The organism is Novosphingobium sp. FW305-C-30-35 (genome assembly GCF_058783135.1).
The window spans coordinates 1,655,778-1,674,935 of record NZ_JBYSYJ010000001.1 but is presented as its reverse complement, the minus strand read 5'-3'; the positions used below and the strand labels follow the sequence as shown (position 1 = coordinate 1,674,935).

The window sequence follows — 19,158 nt, the reverse complement described above, 5'->3', positions numbered from 1 at the left end:
CCTCACGATGCCGCCCCTCTGCTCGTGCACAGCTCTGGAGCCTATTCGGCTTCGTCGGCACTCGGCTCTTCGGTCGCCGCGCTTCCCGCCTTGCCCTTCCTGGCCTTCTTCTTGACCAGCTTTGGCGCGGCTGGCGTCAGTTCGAAGGACAGCGCGTCCTCCTTCAGGCTGACGTGGACTTCGCCGCCATTGGCCAGCTTGCCGAACAGCAGTTCCTCGGCGAGCGGCTTCTTGACCTTCTCCTGGATCAGGCGGGCCATGGGCCTTGCGCCGTAGAGCTTGTCGTAGCCCTTCTTCGCCAGCCAGCTGCGCGCGTCGGCATCGAACTGGATGTGGACGTTCTGTTCGGCCAGCTGCAGTTCGAGCTGCAGCACGAACTTGTCGACCACGCGGCTGACGACTTCGGGCGGCAGGTAACCGAACGGCACGATCGCATCGAGACGGTTGCGGAATTCAGGCGTGAACATCTTCTTCACCGCCTCGTCACCGGCGTCGGCCTTCGACACGTCGCCAAAGCCGATGCCCTGCCGCGCCATGTCCGAAGCGCCCGCATTGGTGGTCATGATCAGGACCACATTGCGGAAGTCCACCGTCTTGCCGTGGTGGTCGGTCAGGCGGCCATTGTCCATCACCTGCAGCAGGATGTTGAACAGGTCGGGGTGGGCCTTCTCGATTTCGTCGAGCAGCAGGACGCAGTGCGGCTGCTGGTCGATCGCATCGGTGAGCAATCCGCCCTGATCGAAGCCGACATAGCCCGGAGGCGCGCCGATCAGGCGCGAAACCGAATGCCGCTCCATGTATTCCGACATGTCGAAGCGCTGCAGCGGAATGCCCATGATCTGGGCGAGGCTGCGGGCAACTTCGGTCTTGCCCACGCCAGTGGGACCCGAGAACAGGAACGAGCCGATCGGCTTGTCCGCATCGCGCAGGCCGGCGCGGCTCAGCTTCATGGCCGAGGACAGCACCTCGATCGCCTTGTCCTGCCCGAAGACCAGACGCTTGAGATCGCGCTCGAGATGTTCGAGCACCTTCTTGTCGTCGCTGCTGACCGACTTGGGCGGGATGCGCGCCATCGTCGCGATGACCTGCTCGATCTCGCGGGCGGTGATCGTCTTCTTGCGCTTGTTCGGCGGCACCAGCATCTGCATCGCGCCCACCTCGTCGATCACGTCGATCGCCTTGTCGGGCAGCTTGCGGTCATTGATGTATCGCGCCGAAAGCTCGACCGCGGTCTTGATCGCGTCCGGCGTGTACTTGACCTTGTGGTGCTCCTCGAACGCGGTGCGGAGGCCCCGAAGGATCTTGATGGTGTCCTCGACGGTCGGCTCGTTCACGTCGATCTTCTGGAACCGGCGCAGCAGGGCACGGTCCTTCTCGAAGTGGTTGCGGAACTCCTTGTACGTGGTCGAGCCGATGCAACGGATCGTCCCGCCCGAAAGCGCAGGTTTCAGGAGGTTTGAGGCATCCATCGCCCCGCCGCTGGTGGCGCCAGCGCCGATCACGGTGTGGATCTCGTCGATGAACAGCACCGCGTGAGGCATCTTCTCGAGTTCCGAGACGACCTGCTTGAGGCGTTCCTCGAAGTCGCCGCGATAGCGCGTGCCCGCGAGCAGGCTGCCCATGTCGAGCGAGTAGATCACCGCTTCGGACAGCACTTCGGGCACTTCGCCTTCGACGATCTTGCGCGCGAGGCCCTCGGCAATCGCCGTCTTGCCCACGCCCGGATCGCCCACGTAAAGCGGGTTGTTCTTGGAGCGGCGGCACAGGATCTGGATGGTACGGTCCACTTCCGGGCCGCGCCCGATCAGCGGATCGACCTTGCCGTTCAGCGCCTTCTCGTTGAGGTTGACGCAGAACTGGTCGAGCGCGGTTTCCTTCTTCTGGCCCTTGGTGTCGGCCTTCTCTTCCTGCTGCTTCGGAGCCTCCTCCTCGGCGCCCTTGGGCGTGCGGCCTTCGACCTGGCGGCCGCCCTTGCCAATGCCGTGGCTGATGAAGCTGACCGCATCAAGGCGGCTCATGTCCTGCTGCTGCAGGAAATAGACAGCGTAGGAATCGCGCTCGGAGAACAGTGCGACCAGCACGTTGGCGCCCGTCACGGTGTCCTTGCCCGAGGACTGCACGTGAAGAATGGCGCGCTGGATCACCCGCTGGAACCCGGCGGTCGGCTGCGGATCGGCCTTTTCCTGGGTCTTGAGCGACTGGTATTCCTGATCGAGGTACTGGCGCACCACGTCGCCAAGATCCCCAAGGTCCACGCCGCAAGCCTGCATGACCTGCGCCGCGTCCGGATCATCGATCAGGGCCAGCAGGAGATGCTCGAGAGTCGCGTACTCGTGGCTGCGCTCGGACGCGTTGGCGAGCGCGGTGTGCAGCGTTTTCTCGAGACTCTGGGCGAAACTGGGCATGTTGCGGCTACTTTCTGGCTTGCGCCGGTGGGTTCTCCGACATGGAGAGTGCACACGCGTTATTAACCCGGGCTAAACCACGTGTGAGGGTGAGAACAGATGTCTGAAAGACACCCGTATATCGCGAGATATGGTAACGCCCTTCGGCAAAGGGAAGGGCGCGCGAATTCATCCTGCTTCGCCTGAGCCGGGCGGCGTTCGAAACAGCGCTTCTGCCGCAGCGCGATGGGCGCTCGCCTTGTCGCGATGGGCGACGGTGCGCATGATCTCGAGTTCGAGCAGGCGAATGCGCTCGTTCAGTTCATCGTGCGAATAGGGGTCGAGCACTTCGGTTGCCAGCTGGCTGGCCAGGTCCCCTTTCGGGCGAGGGCGCTCATCATGGTCCATTCCGGGCAGTTTGGGCATTGCAATGCCTTGCTGTCAACGCCTTGCATGGCTAGCCAGAGGCAAATTGGTATTCACAGGGGCAACAGCGGCGGATGAGCGGCATTCCTGCAACAATGACGGCAATTGGCTGGGACGCGCCCGGCGGGCCTGAAGTCCTGCGACCGGAAAGCGTCCCGGTTCCGGTGCCGGGACCGGGGCAGGTGCTGGTCAAGGTGGCCTTTGCGGGCGTGAATCGCCCCGATGTCATCCAGCGTCAGGGCTTCTATCCCCCGCCCCCCGACGCCTCGCCCCTGCCGGGCCTCGAAGTGTCGGGGCAGGTCGTCGCGATGGGCGAAGGGGTGACCTGGCCTTTCACCGGCACGATGGTCTGCGCCCTCGTGGCAGGCGGCGGCTACGCAGAGTACTGCATCGCCGAGGCTGCGCAGTGCCTCCAGGTGCCGACCGGCCTTTCCATGGCAGAGGCTGCCGCGATCCCGGAAACCCTGTTCACCGTCTGGCACAACGTGTTCGAACGCGGCATGGCGGCACCGGGCGAGACAATCCTCGTTCACGGCGGCACCAGTGGCATCGGTTCGATGGCGGTCCTGCTCGGCAAGCTGTTCGACGTAACGGTAATCGTCACTGCGGGCGGCCCAGAGAAGTGCCACCAGGCGCTCGAGATCGGCGCGGCCCATGCGATCGACTACAAGGCCAGCGACTTCGTGGAAGAGGTCAAGCGCATCACGGAAGGCCGCGGGGTCGACATGGTGCTCGATATGGTTGCGGGTGATTACGTGGCGCGCAATCTCAAGTGCCTGGCCGATGATGGCCGCCATGTGACAATAGCGGTGCAGGGCGGGGTGAAGGCGGAACTCAACATGGCCGAAGTCATGCGCCGCCGGCTCACGCTTACGGGCTCGACGCTGCGCCCGCGTTCAAAGGCCTTCAAGGCGGCGCTTGCGTCCGAAATCCGCGAGACGGTCTGGCCGCTCGTCGCCACCGGCGAACTGCGCCCGATCATGGACCGGACCTTTCCCCTGGCCGAGGCTTCGGCCGCCCACGCCCGCATGGAACAGGGCAGCCACATCGGCAAGATCGTGCTGGCGGTCTGAGCGCGCGGGAAATCGCACTGCGTGCGATGCCCACCCCCAACCCCTCCCGCCGGCGGGAGGGGGGATAAAGCACAGCCCTGACTCCCCTCCCGCCGGCGGGAGGGGCTGGGGGTGGGCATTGGCGACAGCCAACAAAAAGGCCGCCCCTTCGCAAGGGCGGCCCCTTTTCGTGTCGGCTCCAGCCGGACCTCAGCTGTCGGAAATGCCCTCGGCGCGGCGCGCGGCAAGCCATGCTGCCGCTTCGGCTTCCTGCGCGGCTTCCGATGCGGCCTTGGCCGAGGCCTGACGCTCGGCGCGCAGTTCCTCGATCAGCGCTTCACGGTCGGTGCCAAGGCGCAGCGCGGCTTCGCCGTTGTCCTCGATGCCAGCCTTCCTCGCGGCCTTGGCGACCAGCGAATCGAGTTCGCGCTGCGAACACAGGCCCAGCGTGACCGGGTCCTTCGGGTTGATGTTGCCGATGTTCCAGTGGCTGCGATCGCGGATCGCGGCGATTGTCGTGCGCGTCGTGCCGATCAGCTTGCCGATCTGCGCGTCGGAAACTTCGGGATGGTTGCGCAGGATCCAGGCGATGCCATCGGGCTTGTCCTGACGCTTCGAAACCGGGGTATAGCGCGGGCCCTTGGTGCGGCTGACGGCCAGCGGGGCACGCTGCATCTTCAGCTTGTATTCGGGATTGGCCTGGCCCTTGTCGATCTCGGCCTGGTTCAATTCGCCCGAATGGATCGGATCGCGCCCGGTGTACTTCTGCCCGGCCAGGTCGTCGGCCATGGCCTGCACTTCAAGGATGTGAAGGCCGCAGAACTCGGCGATCTGCTCGAAGGTCAGCGCGGTGTTGTCGACGAGCCAGGACGCAGTGGCGTGCGGCATCAGCGGATACGTGGGCTGGTTGCTCACGGACAATCTCCCGAAAAAAAGCGGTCCCGCAAAACGCGGATACAATAAGGGCCGCCCCTCGCGGAGCGGCCTTGAACCTCGCCGATGTAAGCCGGGAATGGCGAATCGGCAAGTTTTTGTTTGGGAACCTTAGCTGACGAGCGTCAGAGACGGCTCCTCCCCAGCGTGAACCCGATGGGCGAACCTGCCGTCGACCTGCGCGCCCTGTTCGATCGTCAGCGCATCATAGCTGACATCGCCGTGGATGCGGGCGGTCTTGAGGATCACCAGTTCTCCCGCTTCGATCGAGCCATGGACCGTGCCCGAAAGCCGCGCCGACCGCGCCTTGATCGCGCCGGTGACAGTGCTCTTCTCGCCCTGCACGAGCGCGGCGCAAGTGATGTCACCTTCTACGCTGCCGTCGATGTGCAGGTCAGCAGTCGCCGAAAGATCACCCTTCACAGCGAGATCGGCACCAAGCACGGAGAATGTAGCGGCCATGGTCGTGTTACTCCCCGATGTTGTGCGCGGCGCTTCCGGCGCGGATTTCCTGAACATGCCTGTTTGCCTCAAGGAAGGGGCGCGGGTTGACCGGACGGTCGTTGATCCGCACTTCGAAGTGGAGATGGGGGCCGGTCGAGCGCCCGGTGTTGCCGATCTTGCCGATTTCCGCACCAGCGTCGACCTTCTGGCCAATGCGCGCGACCGTGCGCGACATGTGGGCGTAGCGGGTCATCAGCCCGTTGCCGTGGCTGACCTCGACGACGTTGCCATAGCCCTGCTTCTGCCCGACGAAGCTGACCGTGCCCGCCGCCGCCGCATAGATCGGCGCGCCCACGGGCCCGCGGAAATCCAGCCCGGCATGAAACGCCGCGCCGCCGGTGAACGGGTCGGAGCGATAGCCGAACCCGCTCGAGATGAACTCGAGGCTGGCCGGCAGCGTGTTGGGGATGCGCCGTAGCCCCTTTTCCAGTGCGGCCATGCGTTCGAGGCTGGCGCCAAGGCGGGCAAAGCGCGGGTCGACCGACTGGTCGTTTTCGGTGAAAAGACGGATCAGCGGGCCGCCCTGCCCTTCGCGCGAGGCAGCGCGCAGCATCGCCGGGTTCAGCCCGACACGGCGGATCGCGGTTTCAGCCTGCGCCGAACGCGCATCGGCATAACGCGTCAGTCGCTCGATGAAGGCCAGCTGGCGCGCTTCGATTTCGGCGAGGCGCTTTGCCTCGGGCAATTCCATCGAGATCTTGCGCACGGTCTTCTGCGCTTCGCCGCTGCTGTCGGACACCGTGCCTTGCGGCAGGTCCCTGGGCAGTTCGCCGATCGTGCCTTCGATTGCCTTCTCGATGAAGTCCTGACGGCGATCGAGGTCGTCCGCCACACCTTCCAGCCCGCCGCGATACTTCGCCACCCGGCTTTCTGCCGATGCCACCGCCGCTTCGCGTTCCAGCAGCGCGGCATGATCGCGCGCGGCGGTGAACTGCGAGAACAACGTCACCGCCATGACCACCAGCCACAGCAATACGGCCGCAGCGATGCCACCGGCTATTGTCATCTGCAGGCGCGAGGAGATGCGGATGAAGCGGACCTGACCCTGCGAGCGCATGAAGAACTCGCGCTCGGGAAACCAGCTGCGAACGCGTGCAACCGCATTGGCCACAGCTGGCGCAGCCGCAAAGCGGGCAGGCTTTATCGATGGCACAGGCAGGCGACCCCCGTCGTTTTTCTGCTTGGTTTGGTTAATTCAGATCCCGTCGCGGCGCGGACTAGCCATCGGGTTCCCGGCTGGCGAATCCGAATCGGGCCAGACGCGCCGAGTCGTGTGAGTCCCCCGATGAATCGTTTGCAGTGGTGTAAGCAGGCGCACAATTCGCGCCTTGAAAGGCTTCAACTCGCCCTTCTCGCTTCCATCCGGATGACACGCGGCAATCCCGGTGCTAGTGCGCTGCCCCATGTCCAGCCAGCCCGCACAGCAGCCCGAATCCGTGACCGATCTGGTCGAAGGCCTCGCCCGCACCGCCCGCACGGCGCAGCGCCTGTTGGCACGCATGGATTCGCCAGCCAAGGAGCGTGCGCTCAAGCTTGCCGCCTCTGCCTTGCGCGCCGCCGAGACTGAAATCCTCGCCGCCAACGAGCAGGACATGGCCAACGGCGCAGCGAATGGCCTCACCAGCGCGATGCTCGATCGCCTGAAGCTCACGCCCGAACGTCTTGCTGGCATCGCCGATGCGGTGGAACAGGTAGCAAGCCTCGCCGATCCTGTCGGCGAAGTCATTTCAGAAGCCGCGCGCCCCAACGGCATGGTGCTGCAACGTGTGCGCATTCCCGTCGGCGTGATCGGCATTATCTATGAAAGCCGCCCGAACGTGACCGCCGACGCCGCCGCGCTCTGCGTCCGCTCCGGCAACGCCACGATCCTGCGTGGCGGATCGGAAGCGGTCCACTCCAACCGCGCGATCCACAAGGCGCTGGTCGCCGGGCTGGTCGAAGGCGGCGTGCCCGCCGATGCTGTCCAGCTCATGCCCACGCAGGACCGTGCCGCCGTCGGTGCGATGCTTGCCGCCGCTGGCCTGATCGACATGATCGTGCCGCGCGGTGGCAAGAGCCTCGTTGCCCGTGTGCAGGCCGATGCCCGCGTGCCGGTCCTTGCCCACCTTGATGGCATCAACCACACGTTTGTTCATGCCGCTGCCGATCCGGCGATGGCCAAGGCTATCGTGCTCAACGCCAAGATGCGCCGCACCGGCATCTGCGGGGCGATGGAAACCCTGCTGATCGATGCGACCTATCCCGATCCGCACGGCCTTGTCGAACCGCTGCTCGACGCCGGATGCGAGCTGCGCGGCGATGCCCGCGCCCGCGCCATTGATCCGCGCATCGTGCCCGTCGCCGCCAACGACTGGGATACCGAATATCTCGATGCGATCCTGTCGGTGGCCGTGGTCGACGGCCTCGACGAAGCGCTGGCACATGTCGCTGCCCACGCCTCGGGCCATACCGATGCCATCGTCACCGAGGATCAGGCCGTGGCCGACCGCTTCCTGACCGAAGTCGACAGCGCCATCGTGATGCACAATGCCTCCAGCCAGTTTGCCGATGGTGGCGAATTCGGCCTCGGCGCAGAAATCGGCATCGCCACCGGCCGCCTCCATGCACGCGGCCCGGTCGCGCTCGAAGGCCTCACCACCTACAAGTGGCTGGTCCGTGGCTCGGGACAAGTGAGACCCTGAGGAATCCCGCTGCGCCCCTGACCGGCCTGTTCGGCGGCAGCTTCAACCCCGCCCACGGCGGCCACCGCCGCGTCACGCTCTTTGCGGTTCAGGCGCTGGGGCTTGACGAGGTGTGGTGGCTGGTCTCTCCCGGCAATGTGCTCAAGCCGGCCCACGGCATGGCTCCGCTCGAAGCGCGGCTGGCCTCGGCCCGCCGGCAGAGCCGGAATGCCCCGATCCGCGCCACCGCGATCGAGCGGGAACTCGGCACCCGTTTCACCGTCGACACCCTGCGTGCCATCAAGCGCCGCTATCCCAGACGCCGTTTCGTGTGGCTGATGGGAGCGGACAATCTCGCGCAGTTTCATAAGTGGAAGCACTGGCGGCAGATCGCGCGCGAGATGCCGATTGCGGTGATTGCGCGTCCGGGTTATGATTCGGCTGCCTTGGCAAGTCCTGCCATGGCCTGGCTGCGCCGCTGGCGCCAGCGGCCCGGACAGTTCGTCTCCGGCGCAATGCGGAGCGCTCCGGCGCTGACCATTCTTCGCTTCGATCCTGACCATCGGTCTGCCAGCGCGATTCGCGCCCACGATCCGGATTGGTCCCGCCGCTACGCACCAGCGGCCATGCGCGATGCCGTAACGCATCGCCCGGTCTCTCCGGGCCTTATCAAGCGAGGAAAATCCTGACCGCGCAACACCTTGATCCATGTTCCGCCATGGTGCGGGACATAGAAACTCTTGCGCGTTCCAACCGTTATCCCTTGACTCTTGAGCCACGGAGGCCATTTCGCGCATCATGACCAGCGTACAACCGCTGTCGGCCAATGCCGGCACCGCTCCGAAGACACCCTACACCCCCGCCGCGCTGCACGATCTCGTGCTGCAGTCGCTTGACGACGATCAGGCGCAGGAGGTGGTTTCCATCCCGCTCGAGGGCAAGAGCTCCGTTGCCGATTACATGGTGATCGCTTCGGGCCGCTCGACCCGTCAGGTCGCGGCGATGGCGCAGAAGCTGGCCGAGCGGATCAAGCACGGAGGTTTCGGCCACGTGCGGATCGAGGGTCTTCCGGCGGCGGACTGGGTGCTGATCGATGCGGGCGACGTGGTCGTCCACCTCTTCCGCCCGGAAGTGCGCACGTTCTACAACCTCGAACGCATGTGGGCCTTCGGAGACGCCGGCGCCGCGTAATCTGATGCGAAGCTATCCGCATCCGCGGATAGCTTGCGGCACCAGTCCACTCCCCAGGCCCGACCACCCAGAGCCTACCCGGTAAGATGATCGGGCCGGGGAAGCGGTCTGGTGCCGCTCTTGTTTTGGTTCTGGGGATTCTCACGCAGCCCATTCCCGGCTAGACCGCACACATGCTGCTCCACGTCATCGCCCGCGGAAAGATCGGTCGTTCGCCCGAGGCTGAGCTCGTCGAGCGTTATGCCAAGCGGATCTCGTGGGGCTGGAAGATCACCGAACTGCCCGACCGGGGCGGCACTGTCCCTTCGCCATCGCAGACGCCATCACGCACGGTCGCGCTCGATGAACGGGGCAAGCAGCTGACCTCGAGCGAGTTCGCCGCGATCCTTGGCCGCTGGCGTGATGACGGCGTGCGCGAAACGCGGTTCCTGATCGGCGCGGCTGACGGTCACGACGACCCCTTGCGCGATTCCGCCGACCTGCTGATCGCGTTCGGCAAGGCCACCTGGCCCCACATGATGGCGCGCGCCATGCTGGTCGAACAGCTGTGGCGGGCGACCAGCATTCTCGCTGGCCATCCCTATCACCGCGAAGGGTAGAGCCAGATGACATCAGATTGCACCGCCGTGACGGAGCCGATTTTGGCCCAGCGCAAGGAAAGAGGAGGGAGCCATGCTCGTCCATAGTGACCGACGATTGACGCTGCGATGGGCCAAAATCGGCCCGCTGCTTGCGGTTGCGCCAGGAAGCCCCTCGGACAGCGTCGCATTGCTTGCCCGGGCAACCAGCCCGGCCTGCACAACGCTCCCTGCCGAGAAGCTTCCTGGCGCAATCCCGGCGGTGCAATCTGATGTCATCTGGCTCTAGTGGCGCCATGACGTCACGCCTTGCCTTTGCTTCTGTCTGCTTGCTCCTCATGGGGGCACTCGGCTGGCAGGTAACGGCTCAGCAGGCGACCCCTTATGCAGACGCGGGAGAGGCAGGCGAGGTCCTGCGTCGCGCCGGGCAGGCGCTGGCCCAATCGCGCAGCCGCGCCGAACAACTCGAACAGGCTGCGCGCAAGGCCACGGCCGAGGCGGACCGCACCGCGCAAGAGGCCGCCGCCGTTGCTGCCCGCATCCAGCAGTCCGAGGCCGAGATCCAGTTGGCGCAGGCGAAGATCGTGCTGATCGAGCGCCAGCGCGAAACCTTGCGCAATCGCATGGCAGAGCGGCAGGAGCCGGTCGTGCGGCTGACTGCAGCGCTGCAGATGATGGCCCGCCGTCCGCTCGCGTTCAGCCTCGTCCGTGCCGATTCGGTGCGCGACACCATCCACCTTCGCGCCGTGATGGAGACGATGCTTCCCGAAGTGCAGCGCCGCACCGCCTCCTTGCGCGCTGAAATTGTGCGCGGCCGCAAGCTGCAGGACGAAGCGCGTCTGGCTGCGCAGCAATTGCGCGATGGTGAAAAGGGCTTGTCCGCCCGTCGGACCGAACTTGCCGCCCTCGAAAGCCGCCAACGCCTTGCCTCGCGAGAAGCGCAGGGCATCGCCAGTCGCGAGACCGATCGCGCGTTGGCACTGGCCGAACAGACCCGCGATCTGGCAGGCCTCGTCGACAGGCTGGAGGCCGACGGTGCCTTGCGCCAGCAGCTGGCGGCGCTCCCAGGTCCGGTGCTGCCGCCGGCGCGTCCGGGCGAGGTGCTCAAGGTTCTGGACGCGCCGCCACCGCTGCTCGCCACCTCCACGCCGAAGCTCGCTTGGATCATGCCGGTCTCTGGCCGTCTGGTCTCGGGCTTTGGCGCGCAATCGCCCACGGGCCTGACCACCGGGGTCTCGCTCGCGCCTGCAGGCGGAGCGCAAGTCGTTTCCCCTGCCGATGGCCGGGTTGCCTTTGCCGGGCCCTACCGCGGCTATGGCACCATCGTCATCGTCGAGCATTCCGGCGGCTGGACCACGCTCGTCACCAATCTCGGCCGCGTGGCCGCGCGGGTCGGCGACAAGGTCGTGCAGGGCTCGCCTCTGGGCGTCGCCGGGCCGGGGCGTCCGGTCCTAACGGTGGAACTCCGCCGCGATGGCACGCCGGTCAATCCGCTCGATCTGCGCAGCTGACGACGCTGGTCGGATTGAATCCGCCGTTTGTCGACGAACCGGGCTCGCCCTGTCCCAAAACCTCATCTGGTGTTAATTCAGCGGGGGTTATAGAACCTCCACAATGTCTGCCTCTTCGCGAAAGGCCTTTGGGCACATGAAGTTCGCCCCCCTTCTGCGCGCCACTGCGCTCGTAACCGCCGTGGCGCTGATCCCGGTGGCGACCACCGGCCTCGCCGCTGTCGACGCCAAGTCCGGGCCCGAATTCGGCAAGCTGATGGCCGTCTACGAACGGATCAAGTCGAGCTATGTCGAGCCGGTTGACGACGACAAGCTGCTCAAGGGCGCGATCGACGGCATGCTTGCCACGCTCGATCCGCACAGCGCCTACCTCGATGCCCGCGACTTCGAGAACCTGCGCACGCAGACCGAAGGCTCCTACGGTGGGCTCGGCCTGTCGGTGACGATGGATGATGGCGCGGTCAAGGTCATCGCGCCGACCAAGGGCAGCCCGGCAGACCTTGCCGGCATCAAGGCGGGCGATTTCATCACCCATCTCGATGGCAAGCTGATCTACGGCGGCTCGCTCGACGAAGCGGTCGATCAGATGCGCGGGGTGCCGGGCACGCAGATCAAGCTCAGCGTCTTCCGCCCCGGTCGCGACGAACCATTTGACGTCACCATCACGCGCAAGATCATCGAACTCAAGCCAGTCGAACTCGCGATGAAGGGCAGTGTCGCCGTCATTTCGGTGTCCAGCTTCAGCGCCGATGTCGGCGCCTCGGTGCAGCGCGCCTGGAACGAAGCCAAGGTGAAGACCGGCGGCAAGGTCACCGGCCTGGTGCTCGACTTGCGCGGCAATCCCGGCGGCTTGCTGGATGAGGCCGTCGCCCTGTCGGACCTGTTCCTCGACAAGGGCACGATTGTCTCGCAGCGTGGCCGCTACGCCCGCGATACCGAGGTCTATCCGGCGGAGATCGACACCAAGGGCGATATCGCCAAGGGCGTGCCGATGATCGTGCTGATCGACGAAGGCTCGGCTTCGGCATCGGAAATCGTTGCAGGGGCCCTGCAGGACCAGCACCGCGCCGTGGTGATGGGCCAGCGCAGCTTCGGCAAGGGCAGCGTGCAGACGCTGATCCCGCTCACACGCGATACTGCGGTCAAGCTCACCACTGCGCGCTATTACACGCCTTCGGGCCGCAGCGTGCAGGAAGGCGGCATCGATCCGGACATTACCGTGCCGCAGATCTCCGACCCCGACCTGCGCAAGCGCCAGCTGCGCTCCTACCGCGAGAGCGACCTGCGCGGCCACCTGATCAACGAGATCAAGCTTGAGGACAAGGACCTCGAGAAGGACAAGATCGAGGACCCGCGCTTCAAGATGACGCCCGAGGAACTGAAGGCAAAGGACATCAAGGATTTCCAGCTGTACTACGCCGTGCAGACCCTCAATCGGACCCAGCCGAGCGCGGCGCTTGCAGCAAAGATGAAGCGCTAATAGAGCGGCGCCCGTGACCTCGCAGCAGTCCCGCAACGCCGCCTACGCGCTTGCCCTGATCGTGCCCGCCGCGCTGATGGGCGGGGCGCTGATCTCGCAATACGTGTTCGGGCTCTACCCGTGCCAGATGTGCTGGTGGCAGCGCTACCCGCACATCGCCGCCATCGTGCTGGCGCTCCTGGCGCTGACGATGAAAGGGAAGGGCTCCGGCGATCTTGCGGTGACGCTCGCCGCCACGGCCATCGGCATTTCCGGCCTGATCGGCGGCTTCCATGCCGGTGTCGAATACGGCTGGTGGGAAGGCGTCACCGCCTGTTCCACCGTCGCGGGCGGCGGCAATCCTTTGGATGCGATCATGAATGCCCCGGTCGTGCGCTGTGACGTGGCACCTTGGTCCATGTTCGGAATCAGCCTCGCCGGGTTCAACTTCCTGATCTCAGTCGCAGGCGCGATCCTTGTATTCGCGCTGCTCGGCAAAAGCCGCAAGGGAGCGTGAGATGACCAAATTCGCCGAAATGCTGCGCGTCGATCAGGCCGGCGAATTCGGCGCAACGCGGATCTACGCAGGCCAGCTTGCCGTCATGGGCAACCGCGCCCCGCATTCGGCGGAAATCGCCGCAATGGCCGAGCAGGAAGCCGGGCACCGCGCGAAGTTCGATGCCCTGATCGCCCAGCGCGGCGTGCGACCGACTGCGCTCCAGCCGGTATGGTCGGCAGCAGGCTTTGCTCTTGGCGCCGCAACCGCCCTGATCGGCCCCGAAGCCGCCATGGCCTGCACCGCCGCGATCGAGACCGAGATTGACCGGCACTACACTGAACAGCTTGAGGAACTGGGCGACGAGGACCCGGAACTCGCCGCGATGATCCGCGAATTCCGTGATGACGAGCGCGAGCATCGCGATGCAGCGCTGGCGGCTGGCGCAGAACGGGCGCCTGCCTATCCCGTGCTGTTCCACGCCATCCGCCTCGGCTGCCGCGCCGCCATCGCGCTTTCCAAGCGGATTTGATCCAGCGCAGGGAACTGCGCGCCTTCATCTACCATTCACAGGCAGCGCGCCCTATATCGGGGCAAGCCTGACCGGAGACCCATGATGAAGCGCCTGATTCCTGCCGCCCTGCTGCTGTCCAGCGCCTTTGCCGTTCCGGCGCTTGCCCAGGCGGACCAGCCGCTGGTCGATCCCTCGGGCGAGAAGGTGAACCAGCTGATCGTCTATGGCGACGATCCGTGCCCCAAGTCCGAAGGCAGCACGATCACCGTCTGCGCGCGCAAGGAAGAGGAAGAACGCTTCCGCATTCCAAAGGCGCTGCGCGACAACCCCAATGCCACGGTCAACCAGGCCTGGAGCCAGAAGGTCCGCGCCTATGAGACTGTCGGCAACTTCGGCACCAACTCCTGCTCGGCCGTGGGCGCTGGCGGCGCAACCGGGTGCCTTGCCCGCCTGATCGACCGCGCCTATGCCGAGAAGAAGAACAGCTCCGATGTCCAGTTCGGCAAGCTGATCGAGGAAGAACGTGCCAAGCGGCTCGAGACCATCGATGCCGATGCCGCCGCCGAACAGGCGCGGGTCGAGCAGATCGAGAAGGAATACGAAGCAAGGCTGAAGCGCGAACGGGAGCAAGCCGGCGAGCAGGCTCCGGCCACTTCCGCACCCGCGCAGCCGTAACAGCCCACCCCGCTGCAACTAACGCCAGCTGCGCTGACGTAAGTCTCGCGGCCCTCCCGCTTGCGGGAGGGCGTGTTGTCGTGCTGCGTTGTTCTCACCTCCCGCAGGCGGGGGGGGGGGGTAGGGGTGGGCACCGGCGACAGCGGGTAAATCAACCCAAAGCAATATCCGGCGCGTCTTCCTGCTTCATGCCGACAGTGTGATAGCCGGCATCAACGTGATGCGTCTCGCCAGTCACGCCTGATGACAGGTCGGACAGCAGGTAGAGACCCGCACCGCCCACGTCCTCGATCGTGACATTCCGGCGCAGCGGGCTGTTCAGCTCGTTCCACTTGAGGATGTAGCGGAAATCGCCGATGCCGCTGGCCGCCAGCGTCTTGATCGGACCTGCCGAAATCGCATTCACGCGCACGCCCGAAGGCCCGCAGTCGTTGGCGAGGTACTTCACGCTGGTTTCCAGCGCCGCCTTGGCCACGCCCATCACGTTGTAGTGCGGCACGACCTTTTCCGCGCCGTAATAGGTCAGCGTCAGGATCGACCCGCCGTTCGGCATCATCTCCATGGCCCGCTTGGTCACCGCCACGAGGCTGTAGGCCGAGATGTTCATGGTCATCAGGAAGTTGTCGAGCGTGGTGTCGTAGAACTTTCCACGCAGCTGGTTCTTGTCGGAATAGCCGATGGCGTGGACGATGAAGTCGATCGTCGGCCACTTCGCCTTCAGTGTTTCGAACGTCTGGTCGAGCGCGGCCATGTCGGACACGTCGCATTCGATCAGGAAATCGCTGCCAAGGCTCGCGGCCAGCGGGCGCACGCGCTTCTCCAGCGCTTCGCCCTGGTAGGAAAAGGCCAGTTCCGCGCCGTGTTCGTGAAGCTGCTTGGCAATGCCCCAGGCGAGCGACTTGTCATTGGCGAGGCCCATGATCAGGCCGCGCTTGCCTTGCATAAGTCCAGTCATGCGTCAGTGTTCTCGCTTCTTGTCTCGTTCCCGGCGCTCGTGCGCGATGCGCGTGCGCGATTGTCAGCCTGGCCCAGCATGTCGCGCTCTTCCGGTGTTTCGGCAAGTGCGGCGTTGAGTTCGGCCCCCACCACCATCCCTAAGCCCACCAGCCAGAAAAAGAAAAGGGCGATCATCACCCCGGCGAGACTTCCGTAGGTGAGATCGTACGAAAAGAACGTCCGCAAGGCGGTGGGCAGCAGCGTCGTCACTACAATCCACCAGATCGTCACGAACAGCGCCCCCGGCCATTTCGGATAGCCGCGCCCGCGATAGGCGCCGGGGGTCAGCGAAATGAACAGCAGCCACAGCGCGCCATAAAGAACCACGGCGGGAATGAAGCGCGAAAGGGCCAGGCTGCCGAGGATATCCGCGAATTGCGGCAACCATGCCTCGATCACTTCCTGCGCAGCACCGATCAGGACCTGTGCGAAAATGGCGAAGAGAATGAGGACGACCGACGCCAGCGTGATTCCGGTCGATGCCAGCCGGTATCGCCAGAAGGCATGTTCCCAGCGCGTGCCATAGGCGCGGCGCAGGATGTCCCGGATCGTCTCGACCAGACTGCCCACTGTCCACAGGCCGAAGATTCCGCCGATCCACAGGAGCCAGCCGGTACGCGCTTCGATCACGCTGCGGGCAACCGGTTCGATGGTCGTCGCAACGACCGGAGGCAGGGCGATGAGCACCGTATCGATTGCGGCCGCGCGCTGGCTCGCCTCGCCGATAAACGAGAACAGCGCGGCCCCGGTAATGAAGAACGGGAACAGCGCGATGACGATCATGTAGGCAAGATTGCCGGCATGGATCGAACCGTCATTGAAGACGCCGGTCCACACGCGCTTGATCACTTCCCAGGCCCTGCTCCCTGGGCCTAGCCTTTCGCGGGCCTCGGCAAGTCCGGAGCGCCAGCGCAGCGCTTCGCGCCGCCGTGCTTCGGGCGAAAGATCCGGCATGTCGACAAGCGGGCGGGGCCCCGGCGGGGTCTGGCCGGGAGCGTTCACTCAGACACCAAGCTTGTCACGAAGGTTGCGCATGTCCGCCCAACCCTCGAGACGTGCTTTCAGGTCCCCGTCATCGGCAGGAATGTCGATCTGCAGCGTCACCAGCTGGTCGCCGCGGGTGCCATCCTTGCGGGTGAAGCCCTTGCCCTTTAGGCGCAGCGTCTTGCCGCTCGAACTGCCCGGAGCCACGGTCAGCATGACGGCGCCATCGACTGTCGGCACCTTGACCTTTGCTCCGTTCAGCGCCTCGGCAAGGCTGATCGGCAGGGCGAGCCGGATGTTGTCGCCGTCGCGCTCGTAGAAGGGGTGGCTGCCGATCTCGATAGTGACGATGGCGTCGCCGTTGCCGCCGGGGCCGGGTTCGCCCTTGCCACCCAGCCGCATCTGCTGGCCGCTCTCGAGCCCTGCAGGCAGCTTCAGGTCGATGGTCTTGCCGTCCGACAGGGTGATGCGCTGGTTGGCGCGCGTCGCTGCATCGACGAACGAGACCTGCAGGCGGTAGTTCACATTGGCGCCCTTGGGCGGAGGACCGCGGCGCGCCCCGCCACCCATTCCACCCATGCCGCCCATTCCGCCGCGACCGCCGAACAGTCCTTCGAAGATGTCGCCGATATCGACTCCCTCGGCGCCGCCGAAGCCGCCTTCGAAGCCGCCATCATGGCGGAAACCGCCCTGGTGCCCGCGAAAGCCGCCGCCTCCGCCGAAGCCACCGCCGAACGGGCCGGTCGGATTGCCTTCTGCGTCGATCTCGCCACGATCGAACTTGGCCCGCTTGTCCTTGTCGGACAGCAGGTCATAGGCGCGGGTCACTTCGGAAAAGCGCTCCGCCGCCTTGGGGTTGTCCTTGTTGGTGTCCGGGTGCAGTTCCTTGGCCAGCTTGCGATAGGCGGACTTGATGTCCTTCTCGCTTGCGTTGCGCGGAACCCCCAGGGTGGAATACGGATCGGCCATGGCACTCTAGCTAGGATTTGCAAGCGTTGCCCGCAAGGTTGCCTTTCCTACATCGCAGCAGAAGAGTAGGCCGGTCTCCATGCAATTGATCCCGGTCATGGAAAACCGCTCCCGCAGTGCCAGACACCCCATGACGGCAGGGAGCCCGGCCGTTCAGAAAACCCCGCCGGAAAGTTTTCTCTGGACTGTGTAAACCCCGTAAACCCTTTCAGGAAATTCCAGTGCAACCTGAACAGACTTCCGACGCGATCCCCCATGCCGATCCGCTCGCGATCTTCGAATCGTGGTATGCTCAGGCGCAGGCCAGCGAGCCCAATGATCCCAACGCCATGGCGCTGGCGACATCTACGCCCGACGGCCATCCCTCGGTCCGCATGGTGCTGCTCAAGGGCCACGGCCCGGACGGCTTCGTGTTCTACACCAACTTCCACAGTCGCAAGGGCGGCGAACTGGCGGCAAATCCCCACGTCGCGCTGCTGTTCCACTGGAAATCGCTGCGCCGCCAGATCCGCATCGAGGGTTCGATTGCCGAAGTCACGGCTGCCGAGGCCGATGCCTATTTCGCCAGCCGCCATCCCGAATCGCGCCTTGGCTCGGCCGCATCGGACCAGTCGCACCCGCTGCCGGACCGTCAGGTCTACCTCGACCGGGTCGATGCGTTGCGGCAGCGCTATCCCGATGGCAACGTGCCGCGCCCGGCGCACTGGTCGGGCTACCGCGTAACCCCTGTCGCAATCGAGTTCTGGCAAGACCGCGATTACCGCCTGCACGAACGTCGCCGCTTCGTGGCCGACGGAGCAGGCGGCTGGACCAGCACCCTGCTTTACCCCTAAGGCACCCGCCATGGACATGACCCGCGCCGACACTCACGCCGACCTCAACCGCAAGGCTGCGCTTGCCAGCATTTCGGTGGCGGTGCTTCTCGTCGGCATGAAGGCGTGGGCAGTGCTCTCGACCGGGTCGACCGCCATGCTCGGCAGCCTTGCCGATACCGCGCTCGATCTGGTGGCGAGCCTTGCCACCCTGCTCGGCGTGTGGGTCGCCTCGCAGCCTGACGACCACAACCACCGCTTCGGGCATGGCAAGGCCGAAGCGCTGGCGGCGATGTTCCAGGTCGTCCTGATCTCGATCTCGGCCATCGGCCTTGCCTTCCGTGCGGTCGGGCAGTTCCTCGGGCAGGCGCAAGTGGCCGAGGCGGAGTCGGGCGTCGTTGTCTCGACCATCGCGCTCGGCGCGACCCTGGCACTGCTGGCCTACCAGCGCCACGTCATCCGGCAGACCGGCAGCCTGGCGATCAGCACCGACAATGTGCACTACAAGTCCGACCTGTTCCTCAACCTCGCGGTCATCGCTGCGCTGGTGCTCGACACTTATGTAGGCATCAAGGGTGCCGACGCGGTGTTCGCATTCGGCATCGCGCTATGGCTGGCGTGGGGCGCGTGGGGCGCATCGCAGGAAGCCGTCGACCAGCTGATGGACCACGAATGGCCGCTCGAGAAGCGCGAGCGTTTTCTCGAAGTCGTCGCCCAGCACCCTGAGCTCAAGGGCCTGCACGACTTGCGCACCCGCACCAGCGGCAACCGCGATTTCGTCCAGTTCCACGTCTGGGTCGACGGACGCATGACCGTGACCGAGGCGCACCGTGTTATGGACGAGATCGAGGACAAGCTGATGGCGGAGTTCCCCGGCGTCGAGATCCTCATCCACCCAGACCCCGAAGGGCTGGTCGACGAGGACATGATGGGCGCCGAGAACCTGCTCAGCCCCGGTCCCGATGGCACCAGCCCGGCCATCCTCGCACAGGGTGCGCCGAACACTTGAGGACA

20 protein-coding genes are annotated in these 19,158 nt (G+C 65.3%); 12 read left to right on the top strand and 8 right to left on the bottom strand.

Features of this window, described 5'->3' with window-relative positions:
• Positions 1 to 41: 41 nt before the first annotated feature.
• Positions 42 to 2,405: an ATP-dependent Clp protease ATP-binding subunit ClpA gene (gene clpA, locus AC3WLM_RS08265; RefSeq protein WP_039333296.1), complete on the bottom strand. Its 2,364-nt coding sequence runs from the start codon at positions 2,403 to 2,405 to the stop codon at positions 42 to 44.
• A 168-nt stretch (positions 2,406 to 2,573) separates the two neighbouring features.
• On the bottom strand, positions 2,574 to 2,792 hold the full coding sequence (locus AC3WLM_RS08260; RefSeq protein ID WP_039333298.1) for a DUF1192 family protein: 219 nt from the start codon (positions 2,790 to 2,792) through the stop codon (positions 2,574 to 2,576).
• A 92-nt stretch (positions 2,793 to 2,884) separates the two neighbouring features.
• On the opposite strand from AC3WLM_RS08260, the gene AC3WLM_RS08255 reads away from it, so the two are divergent.
• Positions 2,885 to 3,883, top strand: a complete 999-nt coding sequence (locus tag AC3WLM_RS08255; protein ID WP_492477104.1) for an NAD(P)H-quinone oxidoreductase — start codon at positions 2,885 to 2,887, stop codon at positions 3,881 to 3,883.
• A gap of 189 nt (positions 3,884 to 4,072) precedes the next feature.
• Here the strand turns inward: AC3WLM_RS08255 and AC3WLM_RS08250 are convergent, their stop codons facing one another.
• The 3 genes from AC3WLM_RS08250 to AC3WLM_RS08240 form a co-directional block, all read right to left on the bottom strand.
• Positions 4,073 to 4,777 (bottom strand): DUF1013 domain-containing protein, encoded by a 705-nt coding sequence (locus AC3WLM_RS08250; protein WP_492477103.1) that lies wholly within the window; start codon positions 4,775 to 4,777, stop codon positions 4,073 to 4,075.
• A gap of 129 nt (positions 4,778 to 4,906) precedes the next feature.
• Positions 4,907 to 5,257, bottom strand: a complete 351-nt coding sequence (locus tag AC3WLM_RS08245; protein WP_193827356.1) for a bactofilin family protein — start codon at positions 5,255 to 5,257, stop codon at positions 4,907 to 4,909.
• Between the two features lie 7 nt (positions 5,258 to 5,264).
• Positions 5,265 to 6,410, bottom strand: coding sequence for a M23 family metallopeptidase (locus tag AC3WLM_RS08240; RefSeq protein WP_492477102.1), 1,146 nt, complete (start codon positions 6,408 to 6,410; stop codon positions 5,265 to 5,267).
• A gap of 292 nt (positions 6,411 to 6,702) precedes the next feature.
• Between AC3WLM_RS08240 and AC3WLM_RS08235 the strand changes: the two genes are divergently transcribed.
• From AC3WLM_RS08235 to AC3WLM_RS08195, 9 genes are all read left to right on the top strand, one after another.
• A complete protein-coding gene (locus AC3WLM_RS08235; RefSeq protein ID WP_492477101.1) occupies positions 6,703 to 7,980 on the top strand; it encodes a glutamate-5-semialdehyde dehydrogenase in 1,278 nt (425 codons plus the stop codon).
• Positions 7,944 to 8,648, top strand: coding sequence for a nicotinate-nucleotide adenylyltransferase (locus tag AC3WLM_RS08230; protein WP_082013508.1), 705 nt, complete (start codon positions 7,944 to 7,946; stop codon positions 8,646 to 8,648). Before AC3WLM_RS08235 ends, AC3WLM_RS08230 begins: the two co-directional genes overlap by 37 nt.
• Before the next feature lie 109 nt (positions 8,649 to 8,757).
• Complete coding sequence (rsfS, locus tag AC3WLM_RS08225; protein WP_039337819.1) at positions 8,758 to 9,150, top strand: ribosome silencing factor; 393 nt, start codon at positions 8,758 to 8,760, stop codon at positions 9,148 to 9,150.
• A gap of 173 nt (positions 9,151 to 9,323) precedes the next feature.
• Positions 9,324 to 9,749, top strand: a complete 426-nt coding sequence (locus AC3WLM_RS08220; RefSeq protein WP_492477100.1) for a 23S rRNA (pseudouridine(1915)-N(3))-methyltransferase RlmH — start codon at positions 9,324 to 9,326, stop codon at positions 9,747 to 9,749.
• A gap of 317 nt (positions 9,750 to 10,066) precedes the next feature.
• A complete protein-coding gene (locus AC3WLM_RS08215) occupies positions 10,067 to 11,239 on the top strand; it encodes a murein hydrolase activator EnvC family protein (RefSeq protein WP_492477099.1) in 1,173 nt (390 codons plus the stop codon).
• A 136-nt stretch (positions 11,240 to 11,375) separates the two neighbouring features.
• The gene (locus AC3WLM_RS08210) at positions 11,376 to 12,719 is read left to right on the top strand and encodes a S41 family peptidase (protein ID WP_427463572.1); all 1,344 of its coding nucleotides are present in this window, start codon (positions 11,376 to 11,378) and stop codon (positions 12,717 to 12,719) included.
• A gap of 13 nt (positions 12,720 to 12,732) precedes the next feature.
• On the top strand, positions 12,733 to 13,215 hold the full coding sequence (locus AC3WLM_RS08205; RefSeq protein ID WP_193827351.1) for a disulfide bond formation protein B: 483 nt from the start codon (positions 12,733 to 12,735) through the stop codon (positions 13,213 to 13,215).
• A 1-nt stretch (position 13,216) separates the two neighbouring features.
• The gene (locus tag AC3WLM_RS08200; protein ID WP_492477098.1) at positions 13,217 to 13,726 is read left to right on the top strand and encodes a demethoxyubiquinone hydroxylase family protein; all 510 of its coding nucleotides are present in this window, start codon (positions 13,217 to 13,219) and stop codon (positions 13,724 to 13,726) included.
• A gap of 84 nt (positions 13,727 to 13,810) precedes the next feature.
• Entirely contained in the window at positions 13,811 to 14,383 is a 573-nt protein-coding gene (locus AC3WLM_RS08195) for a hypothetical protein (RefSeq protein WP_492477097.1), read from the top strand.
• A gap of 151 nt (positions 14,384 to 14,534) precedes the next feature.
• Here the strand turns inward: AC3WLM_RS08195 and fabI are convergent, their stop codons facing one another.
• From fabI to AC3WLM_RS08180, 3 genes are read right to left on the bottom strand one after another with little or no spacing between them, the layout of a single operon-like run.
• Positions 14,535 to 15,338, bottom strand: a complete 804-nt coding sequence (gene fabI / locus AC3WLM_RS08190) for an enoyl-ACP reductase FabI (RefSeq protein ID WP_039337829.1) — start codon at positions 15,336 to 15,338, stop codon at positions 14,535 to 14,537.
• Positions 15,335 to 16,333 (bottom strand): YihY/virulence factor BrkB family protein, encoded by a 999-nt coding sequence (locus AC3WLM_RS08185; protein ID WP_492478106.1) that lies wholly within the window; start codon positions 16,331 to 16,333, stop codon positions 15,335 to 15,337. Before AC3WLM_RS08185 ends, fabI begins: the two co-directional genes overlap by 4 nt.
• A 48-nt stretch (positions 16,334 to 16,381) precedes the next feature.
• On the bottom strand, positions 16,382 to 17,332 hold the full coding sequence (locus AC3WLM_RS08180; protein WP_062343476.1) for a DnaJ C-terminal domain-containing protein: 951 nt from the start codon (positions 17,330 to 17,332) through the stop codon (positions 16,382 to 16,384).
• Positions 17,333 to 17,553: 221 nt separating this feature from the next.
• Between AC3WLM_RS08180 and pdxH the strand changes: the two genes are divergently transcribed.
• A complete protein-coding gene (pdxH, locus tag AC3WLM_RS08175; RefSeq protein WP_492477096.1) occupies positions 17,554 to 18,165 on the top strand; it encodes a pyridoxamine 5'-phosphate oxidase in 612 nt (203 codons plus the stop codon).
• Positions 18,166 to 18,175: 10 nt separating this feature from the next.
• The gene (locus AC3WLM_RS08170; protein WP_039337833.1) at positions 18,176 to 19,153 is read left to right on the top strand and encodes a cation diffusion facilitator family transporter; all 978 of its coding nucleotides are present in this window, start codon (positions 18,176 to 18,178) and stop codon (positions 19,151 to 19,153) included.
• Positions 19,154 to 19,158 lie beyond the last annotated feature (5 nt).

Excerpts from the sequence above, each read along its gene's own strand:
- clpA (WP_039333296.1), bottom strand. The coding sequence starts at position 2,405 with ATGCCCAGTTTCGCCCAGAGTCTCGAGAAAACGCTGCACACCGCGCTC.
- AC3WLM_RS08260 (WP_039333298.1), bottom strand. The coding sequence starts at position 2,792 with ATGGACCATGATGAGCGCCCTCGCCCGAAAGGGGACCTGGCCAGCCAG.
- AC3WLM_RS08255 (WP_492477104.1), top strand. The coding sequence starts at position 2,885 with ATGAGCGGCATTCCTGCAACAATGACGGCAATTGGCTGGGACGCGCCC.
- AC3WLM_RS08245 (WP_193827356.1), bottom strand. The coding sequence starts at position 5,257 with ATGGCCGCTACATTCTCCGTGCTTGGTGCCGATCTCGCTGTGAAGGGT.
- AC3WLM_RS08235 (WP_492477101.1), top strand. The coding sequence starts at position 6,703 with ATGTCCAGCCAGCCCGCACAGCAGCCCGAATCCGTGACCGATCTGGTC.
- rsfS (WP_039337819.1), top strand. The coding sequence starts at position 8,758 with ATGACCAGCGTACAACCGCTGTCGGCCAATGCCGGCACCGCTCCGAAG.
- AC3WLM_RS08220 (WP_492477100.1), top strand. The coding sequence starts at position 9,324 with ATGCTGCTCCACGTCATCGCCCGCGGAAAGATCGGTCGTTCGCCCGAG.
- AC3WLM_RS08215 (WP_492477099.1), top strand. The coding sequence starts at position 10,067 with ATGGGGGCACTCGGCTGGCAGGTAACGGCTCAGCAGGCGACCCCTTAT.
- AC3WLM_RS08210 (WP_427463572.1), top strand. The coding sequence starts at position 11,376 with ATGAAGTTCGCCCCCCTTCTGCGCGCCACTGCGCTCGTAACCGCCGTG.
- AC3WLM_RS08200 (WP_492477098.1), top strand. The coding sequence starts at position 13,217 with ATGACCAAATTCGCCGAAATGCTGCGCGTCGATCAGGCCGGCGAATTC.
- AC3WLM_RS08195 (WP_492477097.1), top strand. The coding sequence starts at position 13,811 with ATGAAGCGCCTGATTCCTGCCGCCCTGCTGCTGTCCAGCGCCTTTGCC.
- fabI (WP_039337829.1), bottom strand. The coding sequence starts at position 15,338 with ATGACTGGACTTATGCAAGGCAAGCGCGGCCTGATCATGGGCCTCGCC.
- AC3WLM_RS08185 (WP_492478106.1), bottom strand. The coding sequence starts at position 16,333 with ATGCCGGATCTTTCGCCCGAAGCACGGCGGCGCGAAGCGCTGCGCTGG.
- AC3WLM_RS08180 (WP_062343476.1), bottom strand. The coding sequence starts at position 17,332 with ATGGCCGATCCGTATTCCACCCTGGGGGTTCCGCGCAACGCAAGCGAG.
- AC3WLM_RS08170 (WP_039337833.1), top strand. The coding sequence starts at position 18,176 with ATGGACATGACCCGCGCCGACACTCACGCCGACCTCAACCGCAAGGCT.